This is a genomic window from Treponema sp. (genome assembly GCF_051883275.1).
In the GTDB taxonomy this organism is placed as follows: domain Bacteria; phylum Spirochaetota; class Spirochaetia; order Treponematales; family Treponemataceae; genus Treponema_D.
Genome location: NZ_JBJETK010000068.1, coordinates 28,102 through 40,563, shown reverse-complemented (window position 1 = coordinate 40,563; position 12,462 = coordinate 28,102). Strand labels below are relative to the sequence as shown.

The window sequence follows — 12,462 nt, the reverse complement described above, 5'->3', positions numbered from 1 at the left end:
CTGAAAATGCAGTCAGAAAATACAAACAAATGCTTCTGGCAGCGTTTTGCAAAACTGTATGCGCCGTTTATGAAAAAAAACAGCGGCACATACAGCGCAATCAGCAAAAAAATCGCGCCGTACATAACTGAAGACAAGACTGTGCTTGAACTTGCATGCGGCACAGGACAGCTGACTTTTCTACTGGCGGAACATTCCGGCTCGTGGAAAGCCACCGATTATTCAGAGAATATGATTGCAGAAATAAAAAAGCTTGCCTCTGCCCGGCTGGCGAATGCAACATTTGAAGTGCAGGATGCAACGGATTTGCATTATGCGGACAGTCAGTTTGACGTTGTTCTTATTGCCAATACGCTTCATATTATGCCGCAGCCAGAAAAAGCATTGAGGGAAATTTTCCGTGTTCTAAAGGACGGTGGAATTCTTCTTGCTCCGACATTCGTCTATGAAAAAGGAAGTTCGAATTTTCAAATTCTCGTTATGGAAAAAATCGGATTTAAAACATATCACAAATGGTCAGCAGAGGAATTGTGCGCCGCAGTTTCTTCAGGCGGATTTGAAGTTATTTCATGCGATGTCATAAAAGGGAAGCCGCTTTCAGAGTGTGTGCTTGTTGCTGCAAAAAAAATATGAAAAATCCCGTACGATTTGATATATAAAAATCTTATCCGAGCGCAACGTCAAGTACCATCATCAGGCTGAACCCTGCCATAAAAAGAATAGTTCCCCAGTTGGAATGTTCTCCCTCTGACATTTCCGGAATAAGCTCCTCGATGACGACGTAAATCATTGCTCCGGCGGCAAAACTTAAAAGATACGGAAGCACGGGAATAATCAGCGTAGAAAGAAGAATGGTAAGAAGTCCTGCAATCGGCTCTACAATGCCGGAAAGAACGCCGTACCAGCACGCTTTTCCTCTGGAAAGACCTTTTGAGCGGAGCGGCATAGAGATAATCGCGCCTTCAGGAAAATTCTGGATTGCAATTCCAAGCGCAAGTGCAAGCGCGCCTGCCTCCGTAATATCCGCCGAACCGGAAGCCCAGCCTGCATACAGTACGCCTACAGCCATTCCTTCCGGGATATTGTGGAGCGTTACGGCAAGAACCATCATCGTTGTTTTTTTCAGCTGGCTTTTCGGACCTTCCACCGTTTCGTCAAGGTGCATATGCGGCGTTACAACGTCAAGAAGAAGCAGAAACAGCATTCCTAAACAGAAACCTGTAACGGCAGGAATAAATGCAAGCCGCCCCATATCAGAGGCAGAATTCATAGACGGAATAAGAAGACTCCACACAGATGCAGCGACCATAACGCCGGCCGCAAATCCGGTAAGCATTTTCTGGATTTTTACATCCAGTTCCTTTTTCATAAAAAAAACAAGCGCAGAGCCGAGCGCAGTTCCCAAAAACGGAATTAAAAGACCTTTTGCAATAATCAGATTCATATTATTTCCCTGTTGTTTTATTTGTAGTATAAAGTCAAGCCGGCGGTTCGTTCAAGAGAAGAACTGAATGTTACTCCGATGCAAAAATGAAATTTTTTTGATTTTTATGTTATTGTATAATAAGGAATTAGGTTGCCTGCCTATGCAAAAATTCATAAACTGTCTGTCTGCACGCTGCAAACAGTGCTGATTTCTGAATTTTGAAACTGCATAAATTTTTTTTGCTTTATTTATACTATGCGTTTTTTCTTATATTTTCATCGTGTGTTTGCTTGTTTTTGGTCTGTTCGGCTTCTAGAAATTCCTTGAACTGATTTTCTCTCATCGGCTTTGCATAGTAAAATCCCTGTGCAATGTCGCAGCCGCTTGTCTTGAGCATTTCGCACTGGTCTCTTGTTTCAACACCTTCTGCCACTGTGGTGATGTTCAGCTTTTTGGCCATTTCAATTACAGATGATATTATTATGCGCTCCTTTGAGCTTTTTCCGTCTTCCTGTGAAGAAAGGAATTCTTTGTCGAGCTTTATAACATCGGCCGGCATATCCTTCAAAAGATTCAGGGATGAATAGCCTGCTCCAAAATCATCCACCGAAACAGAGAAGCCTGCTTTTTTGATTTCGTTCATCACCTTTACAAGACGGGCAGGGTTGTCCACCATAATCCGCTCTGTAAGCTCCACTTCAATTTTGTTTTCGCCTATATCGTGCTGCCGTGAAATTTGCTTTAGCTCCTCAATGAGATTCGGGGTGTAAAGATTGCATCTGCTCAGGTTGAATGAAACTGTCAGCGGCTGGCTGCTTGTGATTCCGGCTCTGCTGCACTCTTCAAGGAACAGGCATACTCGCCTCAGCACGAATTTGTCGATTTTCTCTATAAAACCGTTGTTTTCGAACAGCGGTATGAATTTTTCCGGGGAAAGGAATCCCTTGCGCGGATTGTTCCATCTTATAAGTGCTTCTGCTCCTATGACAGTTTCGTCCTCAAATCTGAATTTCGGCTGGTAGAAGACTTCGAATTCCATATTCTCGAATGCGGCTTCCATGGAAAGCGTTATTTCCCTGTTCCAGTTGTGGCTGTCCTTGAGCGCGCTTGTGTATTCAATGACTCTGTGCGTGGCAAAACGGTTCTTGTAAAGCTTCTGCGCCAGGTTCGCTTTATCGATCATTGACTCTATGTCGTCGTCCGGGCTTTCTATGCGGTATATGCTCGCGCTGAAATTGAACTGGTACTTCGGCGGAATGTATTCCTTCAGAAGCTCGTCCACTTCTGTCATGTTGTAGACACGCTCTTCTATGTCCCAGAAGAATTCCATTCCCTTCAGCAGAAAAACAAAATTGTCCGCGTAGAATCTGCACACAAATTCGCCCTTTCTGCAGCAGGAGGCAAAATGCTTTCCCAGAATCTTGAGTATTTTGTTACCGCACAGAATTCCGTATGTGTCATTTATAATTCTGAAGTTGTCGGCGTTGAGCGAAAGAATCATGTATTCGTCTTTTACTGCGCCTTTGAGGGCTTTTCTTGCTGCATGCTCAAATCGGCTGTATGCAGGAAGCCCTGTTATATTGTCGTGCTCTATGATGTAGCTTTTTTTGTGGAGGATAAGGAGAAGGAGCGCTATTACAAACAGAATCAGCGTGGTGAAAAAAATAAAAGCCATCGCAGTAAAGCTTAGTGTGTGCATTGTTATACTCCCGCAAAAAAAATTATGTGCAACAGAATTCCGCCCTGAAAAACGGAAGCTTCCATACTTTTTTAATGTTCTAAAAAGTCTTTTGAGCTTTTTTAGAAGCACTTTTAGATGTTTTTTCAGTATAAACTGCAATCAGCCAAAAAACAAGAAAAATATCTCATTTTTATGTCCCGGTTTGCTGTCCCGGGGAATTCGGTTAATTTTTTTTTGCAGATGCCGATAAGTTAACTGAGGTTATGTTATGATTAGAGGCTGGTATATCGGAGCAAGCGGAATGAATGCCCAGCAGAACAGGCTGGATACGATTTCAAACAATCTTGCCAATGTGGACACGACAGGTTTTAAAAAGGACATTCCTGTCAGCAAGGAATTCAGCGAGCTTCTTCTTAGGCGGACTGCGGCTGACGGTGTGTACAAGACTCCGTTCGGTTCCGCTGATGTCGCTCCTATAATAGGAAGCATCGGGCTTGGCGTTGAAACAAACGAGCTTTACACTGATTTTTCCCAGGGCTCTTTCAAGTCCACTGATACAAAGACTGATCTTGCTCTTGGAGGCGAAGGCTTTTTTGCCGTTCAGACTCCGGCGGGCGAGCGGTATACACGCAACGGAAATTTCCACCTCGGCAAAGAGGGAATTCTTCTTACAAAGGAAGGCTATCCTGTGCTTGGGGAAAACGGGCCTCTTCATCTTCCCGATGATAAATTTTTTGTGAATCAGGACGGAATGGTTTATACAAGCGAAGATAACCAGCTTGTGGACAGAATAAAGGTTGTGCGCTTTGAAAACGAGAGATACCTGAAAAAGCAGGGCTCTTCGCTCTGGAATTCAAACAGCATTTCAGGCGAGGCATACATTGCAGAGGGAGATGAGCGTCCGCGTTTTTTGCAGGGATATACAGAAGCGAGCAATGTCAATGTTGTAAATGAAATGGTTCAGATGATAGAAGTGAACCGCGCCTACGAAGCTAACCAGAAGGCTGTGCAGACAGAAGACAGCATGATGGATACGCTGTGGTCAAAGGTTGTTACAGTAAACCGCTAAAATCCGGAGGAAATAGCAGATGGTAAGAAGTTTATGGAATGCCGCCACAGGAATGAACGGCCAGCAGATGAATATTGATACAATCTCAAACAATCTTTCAAACGTCAATACAACCGGCTTCAAGCAGCACCGCGCGGAATTTGAGGATTTGCTTTATCAGAACGTGAAGCTTGCTGGAACACCGGCAACAGAGGACACAGTGACTCCCGTTGGTCATCAGATGGGAAGCGGTGTCAAGGTTGGAGCTACACAGAGGATAATGACACAGGGCTCTCTTCAGGCTACCGGAGTTGACACGGATATTGCTGTTGTGGGAGACGGATTTTTCCGTGTTCAGCAGTATGATGGAAGCTGGGCATATACAAGGGACGGCTCGTTCAAGGTTGACTCGACCGGACAGCTTGTTACTGCTAACGGTCTTCGCGTGATGCCTGAGATAATTCTTCCTGAAGGCTTTCAGCTTGAAACGCTTTCAATTTCTGACGGCGGACGCGTGAATGTCAAGGTGAACGGCGAGCTTGAGCCTGTGGAAGTCGGACAGCTTGAACTGTACCGTTTCCCGAATGCGGTCGGACTTGAAAATACCGGCGACAACCTCTACAAGGTTACAAACGCTTCCGGTGAGCCTATTGCAGGTCGCCCCGGAATAGACGGAATGGGCATTACAAAGCACAAGTTCCTTGAAATGAGCAATGTTTCTGTCGTGAACGAAATGGTTCAGATGATTGTTGCCCAGCGCGCCTACGAGTTCAATTCAAAGGCTATTCAGACAAGCGACAATATGCTTCAGACCGCAGCAGGGCTGAAACGCTAGTTTGCCGTTAGTCTTTTCAATTATTCCTTGAAGTCCGGTTTTTGTGGTCTGCCGCAGAAGCCGGATTTTTTTTAGGCGCAGAAAATTCTGGCGGGGAAAGCGCAAGCAGGGAATTTTCCGGCGGAACATTGAATTATGAGCTGAAATCTGCTATAATGCTAAATCCAAGGAATCGATTGGCAGTCTGGATTTCAAGACATTCAGATTTCAAAGGTTGCCTTGAGCCTGTTTTTCAGGAGATTTTTCTGCCCGGGATTAAATATGCTGTTCTATTTGGCTTTTAAGAATATCATATCGCGAAAAAGCTCATTTGTTATTATTCTTTTTATTTCTTTTTCTATCATGCTTATGGCAGTTATAAATTCTGTGTTTGACAGCACGGAAAACGGTATTGAAAATGTTTTTTCCGGCAGCTTTACAGGCGATGTCGCCGTTGTTCCGATAACAGATGTTCCTATGAGCCTTTTCGGGGACGAAACTCCGGTGACTGGAACTTTTACCAGAATACCTTCTCTTATTCCCTTTGATAAAATTTCAGAGTGTCTGAATTCCTTTCCTGAAATAAAAATGGCTGTTCCGCAGGTGACAGGCACAGGCTCAATGGAATTTAACGGAAATAGAATTCCCGTCTGGATTTTTGGAGTGCCGGCGGAAACCTATATGGAATGTATGTCATCTATAAAAATATGCAGGGGAGAACCTTTTGCGGCGGGCGAGCGCGGTATTATGCTTTCAAAAAAGCATGCGGATGAGCTTGGGGCTGATATAGGGGACACTGTGCAGTTTCTTATTGCGGACGGTCCTGCTTTTAGAATTCGAGCCGCTGAAGTTTCGTGCATTTATGACTATGCGGTTGAAAATTCCACTTTGGATAGAATTGTTCTTGCGGATGCATTTACAGTGCGCTCTCTTATGGATATGTCGGATTCTGTTTCCGATTCAGCGTTTATCGATGTGGAAAAAAAGGATCTCCTTGACGAGGATTTGGATATAGATAAGCTTTTTGACGAGGCGGAGGATGTGGGTGCCGTGGTTTCACAGCCTGATTCCGAAAGCGAGCTTTTTGAGGAAGAAACTTCTCAGCCTGCTGATATTGAAAGCTCTTCATGGAATTTTTTTACGTGCAGGCTTTCTCCTGATGAAAATCCACGCGCTGTTGCAAAAAAACTGAATTCTGTTTTTAGGAAAAATTTCTGGCCTGCAAGAGCTGTTTTATGGAGAACTGCGGCTGGAAATTCTGCGCTGTATTTGTATTGGATGAGAGTGATTTTTAATGCCGGGGTGATTGTGATTCTTTTTGCGGGATTTATAATTATAAATAACACTCTTGTGGTCAATGTTCTAAATAGAACGCATGAAATTGGAACACTCAGGGCGCAGGGTGCTTCCAGAAAATTTGTTTCTGTCCAGTGCATGGCGGAAACATTTATGCTTACTATAACGGCAGGAATTATCGGGTGCCTTTTGGGTGCTGTCTGTACATTTGTATTGTCTTCTATGAATATTGAATTCACCAATATATTTTTAATACAGCTCTTTGGAACATCCCGGCTTGAAGTTTCTGTTTCATCTTTGACTATGTGCCGCTCCATGCTTCTTTCTGTGCTTCTGGGGCTTTTGGGCTGGATTTATCCTGTCAGGACGGCGCTGAAGGTAAGCCCTGTTCAGGCTATGCAGGGGGGTGTATGATAAATTTTGCCGGGCTTTCTATCCGTTCGCTTTTGTTCAGATGGCGGCAGTATATATCGCTGTTCATTGTATGCGCTGTAGGAGCAGGTATCTCGCTTTTTTCCTATTTTCTTGTAAACGGAATGTTGTCTTCCCTTGAGATGAAGGCGAAAATTTATTATGGAGGCAACTACCAGTTTGTGGGCGGCAACAGGGCGCTTGAATTTTATGACTGTCGGGAGGTCTGCGAAAAGCTTTCCGCCTCTTTTCCCGAGGGAACTGTTATTGCGCCTCGCTTTGATTATGATGCAAAGCTTTCTTCGTTTTATTATGAAGGTGTTGAAGTTCGGCAGAGAATAATAAAGGGAGTTGATTTTGATACAGAGCGGGAGCTGTTTTCCAAATTTAATTATGTTGCAGGCGATGCTTCTGAAATTGCCGGAACAAACGGAGTTTTGATTTCAGAGAAAATAGCTTCCATGCTGGAGGTTTCCATCGGGGATTCCATTTCATTTATGATGCGCACTGGCATTGGATATATAAATACAGTCCAGCTTGTTGTGAAGGGAATTTTCAGGGATTCGAGCGTGTTTGGAACATACACTTCCTATGTCGATATTGATTTTTTGAGGAATACGTACTGCGCCCCGAAATACTATGCGAACAGAATAGGCATATTTTTCCCTGATTCTTCTCCGCGTCCGAAAGATGCAGAAAAATACCAGGCGATCCTTGAAAAGGAATTTACAATGTATCCGCTTGTTTCTGACAAGTATGATTTTTACAATGACCTTTTTGCTGGAAAATTCAAAGGGCCTGTTTATTCGCTTGTTGTGCTTGCTGCCAATATGCAGGATATTGCCTTTATTGTGGATGCGATGAAATTTATAACGTTCTTTGTTATTTCAGCGCTTGTTGTTATTATTGTTGTTGGAATAAGCAGCACCTACAGGGTCATTGTGATGAAGCGTATAAATGAAATAGGTGTCTATAAGGCTATTGGAATGAATCGTAGCTCGCTGGTTCTTCTTCTTTTGAGCGAATCTTTTTTTCTGCTCTTTTCAGGCTGTGCGTGCGGCTGGGTGCTTTGCATGCTGTTTGAATTTGTGCTGGGACGCTTTTCATTTTCGTTTATTCCGGCATTTGATATTTTTCTGACAAACGGATATATTGTTCCTGTACATTCTGTTTCAGGCGCGGCGGTGATTTTTATGGTTATAATTTTCACGACGGTTACTGCGGTTCTTTTTTCTCTGCGTGAAGCTGTTAGAATCACTCCTGTACAGGCATTGACTGTGACGGAATGATTTTTGTTTTCGCTGTTTTTTGTGTTTCTATGAAATAAGGAACAGCAAATTTTCCATAGCGGAAAACGGGCTGCTGTTTTAAGCTGCCTTGAATTTTTATTTTTATGGAAGGATTATGAAAATTTTTGGTAGAATTTTTTTCGTGCTTTTTGCTGTTGCAGGTTTTTCTGCTTCAGCGTTTTCTCCCGAGGAGCTTCTGAAACAGGCTCAGGACAGTACTGCTTTTTTTGACACGGATTTCAAGGGATTTTATTCAGTGGTATATGAAAAGCCCGGTGAAGGGAAAAATATAACCGAGGCCATTATGTATCGCCGCGATACTGAGTCTAAGTGGACAATTCTTATTACAGGCCCTGCAAAAGAGAGGGGAAAGGGATATCTACAGTATGACGGCAATATATGGTTTTATGATCCTGCTGACCACCGTTTTACATTTACCAGCGCGCGCGATAAATTCCAGAATACAAACGCAAACAATTCGGATTTTGCTCCGCAGTTTTATCATAGGGATTATACGATAGAAAGTTATTCAGAGGTTATGCTCGGAAAACTTGACTGTGTTATGTTTGTTTTGAAGGCAAAGGTTTTGAATGTGGATTATCCTGAGCTTCATCTGTGGGTCACAAAAAATGACGGCCTTGTCCGCAAAAAAGAGGACTACAGCCTTTCAGGGCAGAAGCTTAGAACCACAGTCATTCCGTCATATCAGATTATTTCGTCCGGCAGAAACTACTATGTTCCAGTGAAAATGCTTATAACGGATAATTTCCGCGGAAAGAAAATCGGAGATAAGATTCAGTTTGAGCGCACGCAGATTACAATTACAAACATAACATTTGAGCGCCAGGACAATTCAGTCTATACAAAGCCGTATCTTGAAATGATGAGCGGAAAATAGAAATGCGCCGGATTTTGATAGCTGCCTTTTTACTCGCTGCGCTTTCACCTGTCTTTGCACAGGAAACTGACAGTGATTTTTTTGATGATGATGCTATTTTCTTTGATGCTGAGGATATCGCTGTCGAGCAGTCTGATGCCTCTGATTATGTTGCATCCAAGCAGTCTATAAAAGTTGGAAATTCCGAGTATTTTATTCCGCTGAAGTTTACGGGGCATCTTGATTCTAATTTTGGATTCTACGGCACGAGGAACAAGCAGGGTACTGAAGACGACGGTTTTAAAGAGTCTGTTTATTTTGATTTTGCCAACTATATTTATTTTATGGCCCGTCTGGATAAGACACTTGCAGTCCATGGAACCACCAGTGTGAAGTTTCCTCCTAAAAAAGATTCTATAAATCTTGATGAGCTTTATTTTGACTATCTTATCTGGGATTGCATTTATGTTACTGCCGGAAAAAAGACAACGTCATGGGGATACACAAGGCTTTTCAGCGGAGAAAATTCCTACAGCCTTTATACAGACAAGGACTATGATAAGCTTACCGAGGAAGAAAAGGCGGAAATCCGCGCGAAGATTGAATCACAGGGCTATCTTTACACCGATATTTTAAGCGACAGTTCAGATTCCATGTCAGGTATTTTGCGCATTCCGTTTTGGATGGGAAATTTCTCGGCGGTTGTCTTGTATTCGGGGACTTCCACGGAGCCTGGGGCTGATGAAATTTCCATGGCCGGTTCTATGGAGTTTACTGTTTTTCATTCCAGCATTAATTTTTTTGGAAGAAAGGATCCGAAGACAGCTGCCGGTGTTACTCCGCTTACAATGGGCGCGGAAATTAAGAAGACAATTTTTGGCACAGATCTCTACATGCAGGGAATAGGGCGGATTTCCGATGACCGCAGTGATGTTTCAAAATGTGTTTTTACAGGGGGATTTTACCGCCTTTGGGACGGCCACGACCCTAATTTCGGCATAAATCTTGAATTTCAGGATTCCTACAACCGGGAATTGAACAAAAACAGCTGTAGGCTTTATCTTGATATGGGCTTGAAGCGGCTCGGAAGAAGAAAAGACTTGAAACTTGGACTTCAGTGGCAGCATATCATAAAAAGCGAGACTGAAGATGATAAAAGCGGCATTGTGAATTTTGGCGTGATAAAATCCGGAACTTTCCCTAACGCTGAATGGAAAACGGGAATCGAAGTCCGCTATCATCAGGTTGACTTGAATTATGAAAATAGAATTTATAAAGTAAGGCTCGGAAGTTCAATTCAAGTGAAAATGGACTACTAGCAATGCCACGCGCTTTCGTTTTATTGTTGATTTTCTGAAAAAATCTTTGTATTATAAAAGAAAAATGCGCCTCTGAAAGCCTGTTTTCAAGGGGGCGTAAGATGCGTTTTGTCTGTTGTCCTGGAATTTTCTGCTCACGGAAATTTCAGTGGTTTGAATTTTAAAAGTGCGGGGTGTGTATGGCTGTTCAGCCGATAGATCTTTCTACTATTTATTCTCAGATGGACAAGATGGGTCAGATGAATGCTTCGCTGGTTCAGAATGCAAATATGGCGAACAGGCAGCATCTGGAAAAAACTGCCCAGCAGCAGAGCCAGAAAGCTCAGACAGTGACGGAGACTTCCCAGAGCGATGAGTCCTCAAAAATAAAGGCTGATGTCAGCCAGGGCGGCGGCGCAGGGCAGGGGCTTTTGCAGAATGAAGGAAAGACTTCCGAGTCCCCCTCAGAAGCTGTCCAGAAGCCGAGAGTCTATGAAATCAAGGATCCGAATCTGGGTCGCCATATCGATGTAAAAAGCTGAAGAAAAATGTCTTTACTGTTGACGGCAGTTTGTTTTGTTTTTTTCAATATTCTCATGTGGCTTATTTTTTTAATGAAATTCAATGCCTTTTTTTCCACGGATAAAATTATTGATGAAACAAATGAAAAGGTAAAGGACTTGATAAAGAGCATAAATTCTAATGCTGCAAGAAGCATAGAGCTGATTGATGACCGCATAAAGCAGCTGAAGTCAGTTTCTGCAGAGGCGGAGCGGAGAATCGGGGTGTTAAAAAGAGAACTTTCGCTTGCAGAAAAGTCAAAGTCCTTTCAGAAAAAAATAAATTCTGTGACATCGCTCAAGAATTCTGATATACAGGGTGATTTGTTTTTCACTGAAAAGGCAAGGACTGAGCTTGGAATAAAGCCTTCTTCTCCGCCTTCTGGCGAAGTTGAGCTCCGAAAAATTCCTGTTGTTGAGCCTGAGCTTTTTATGGCGGAAAATCCCATTGTGCCGGAAAAGGATTTCAAGACCAAGGTTCGGGAGCTTCGCGCGTTAGGAATTCCCGCGGATGAAATAGCCAGAAAAACAGGCCGCAGCATTCAGGAAGTGAAGCTTGTAATTGAAATTTTGTGAGTTTCTGCTAAAAAAAATCTTCTGCTTGTTGCGGCGCGGAGCATGGTTCTGAAAGCTGCATTTTTCAGGGACTTTCTATAAAAATATATTCAAAAGCATTTTTTTTTTCTTGAATTTTAAAAAGAATGGGAGTATATTTTTATATATGAATAATTTAAAGTTAAAAAAAGTAAAGTTTGGAACCTTGTACGATGGAAGAAAGGTTCATTTATATACTGTTTCAAATGGCTCGATGAGTTTTTCCGCGATTGACTACGGATGTACTGTTACAAGTATTCTTCTTCCTTCTAAATCCGGCGGAAAAATAGATGCGCTTCTGGGGTGTTCTACTCTGGAAGGCTATGCTTCAAGTTCCAGCAGTTTTGGAACAGTTGTCGGCCGCTTTGCAAACAGAATAGGAAATGCTGCTTTTTCACTGAATGGAACAACTTATCACCTTGATAAAAACGACGGTGAAAATTGCCTTCATAGCGGTTTTGATCGTTATGAAAAAAAACTGTGGAATGCAAAAAAAGTTCGCACTGAAAACGGGCTTGGAATAGAGTTTTCACGCCTGAGTCCTGCCGGTGAACAGGGAATGCCTGGAAATCTTAAAATAAAGGTCACTTATACTTTGAACGAAGATAATGAGCTGACCATGGATTATTCTGCAAAAACTGATGCTCCTACTCCTGTAAATCTTACAAACCATGCATATTTTAATCTAAGAGGATATGACGGCGGTTCTATTGAAGGCCATGAGCTTAAACTTGCCTGTTCAAAATTTGTCGAGGTTGACAGCCATCTTATTCCGACCGGTGCTCTTTGTTCTGTTGATGATAAAAAAGCGTTTGATTTTAGAGTTCCCAAGCTTATTGGAAAAGATATAAAGGAAACAGGCTCTGGATATGATCACGCTTATTGCATAGATTCATACAATGGAAAGCTTGTTGAATTTGCTGTTTTAAAGGATCCAGAAAGCGGAAGAACTATGACTGTTTCCACGACACTGCCTGCCTGTCAGGTTTATACTGCCAATTTTGTTGATGGCCTTGGAAAAAATGGCTTTGTCCATCATGCCCATGATGCTGTCTGCTTGGAAACAGAAGCCTATCCGGATTCTCCGAATCATGATAATTTTCCGAGCTGCATAGTAACTCCTGAAAAGCCGTATCATGAAACTACGGTTTATAAATTTGGTTTTTAG

The 12,462-nt window shown here is 42.7% G+C and carries 12 protein-coding genes; 10 read left to right on the top strand and 2 right to left on the bottom strand.

The annotated features are described in order from the left end of the window. Positions 1–6: 6 nt before the first annotated feature. Positions 7–633, top strand: a complete 627-nt coding sequence (locus tag ACI4L0_RS10535; protein ID WP_439800131.1) for a class I SAM-dependent methyltransferase — start codon at positions 7–9, stop codon at positions 631–633. 31 nt (positions 634–664) lie between these two features. Here the strand turns inward: ACI4L0_RS10535 and ACI4L0_RS10530 are convergent, their stop codons facing one another. Next, a complete protein-coding gene (locus ACI4L0_RS10530; RefSeq protein WP_439800130.1) occupies positions 665–1,444 on the bottom strand; it encodes a ZIP family metal transporter in 780 nt (259 codons plus the stop codon). Positions 1,445–1,679: 235 nt separating this feature from the next. Further along, positions 1,680–3,125 (bottom strand): putative bifunctional diguanylate cyclase/phosphodiesterase, encoded by a 1,446-nt coding sequence (locus tag ACI4L0_RS10525; protein ID WP_439800129.1) that lies wholly within the window; start codon positions 3,123–3,125, stop codon positions 1,680–1,682. Positions 3,126–3,375: 250 nt separating this feature from the next. On the opposite strand from ACI4L0_RS10525, the gene flgF reads away from it, so the two are divergent. From flgF to ACI4L0_RS10480, 9 genes are all read left to right on the top strand, one after another. After that, positions 3,376–4,176 (top strand): flagellar basal-body rod protein FlgF, encoded by an 801-nt coding sequence (gene flgF / locus ACI4L0_RS10520; protein WP_439800128.1) that lies wholly within the window; start codon positions 3,376–3,378, stop codon positions 4,174–4,176. Positions 4,177–4,195: 19 nt separating this feature from the next. Next, a complete protein-coding gene (gene flgG, locus ACI4L0_RS10515; protein WP_439800127.1) occupies positions 4,196–4,990 on the top strand; it encodes a flagellar basal-body rod protein FlgG in 795 nt (264 codons plus the stop codon). A gap of 261 nt (positions 4,991–5,251) precedes the next feature. Further along, entirely contained in the window at positions 5,252–6,679 is a 1,428-nt protein-coding gene (locus ACI4L0_RS10510; RefSeq protein WP_439800126.1) for an ABC transporter permease, read from the top strand. Further along, entirely contained in the window at positions 6,676–7,965 is a 1,290-nt protein-coding gene (locus tag ACI4L0_RS10505) for an ABC transporter permease (protein WP_439800125.1), read from the top strand. Before ACI4L0_RS10510 ends, ACI4L0_RS10505 begins: the two co-directional genes overlap by 4 nt. A 115-nt stretch (positions 7,966–8,080) precedes the next feature. After that, positions 8,081–8,863, top strand: a complete 783-nt coding sequence (locus ACI4L0_RS10500; protein ID WP_439800124.1) for an outer membrane lipoprotein-sorting protein — start codon at positions 8,081–8,083, stop codon at positions 8,861–8,863. A gap of 2 nt (positions 8,864–8,865) precedes the next feature. After that, positions 8,866–10,161: a hypothetical protein gene (locus ACI4L0_RS10495; RefSeq protein WP_439800123.1), complete on the top strand. Its 1,296-nt coding sequence runs from the start codon at positions 8,866–8,868 to the stop codon at positions 10,159–10,161. Between the two features lie 179 nt (positions 10,162–10,340). Continuing rightward, positions 10,341–10,682: a hypothetical protein gene (locus tag ACI4L0_RS10490; RefSeq protein ID WP_439800122.1), complete on the top strand. Its 342-nt coding sequence runs from the start codon at positions 10,341–10,343 to the stop codon at positions 10,680–10,682. A 54-nt stretch (positions 10,683–10,736) separates the two neighbouring features. Continuing rightward, positions 10,737–11,276, top strand: a complete 540-nt coding sequence (locus ACI4L0_RS10485; protein WP_439800121.1) for a hypothetical protein — start codon at positions 10,737–10,739, stop codon at positions 11,274–11,276. A gap of 145 nt (positions 11,277–11,421) precedes the next feature. Next, positions 11,422–12,462, top strand: coding sequence for an aldose epimerase family protein (locus ACI4L0_RS10480; protein WP_439800120.1), 1,041 nt, complete (start codon positions 11,422–11,424; stop codon positions 12,460–12,462).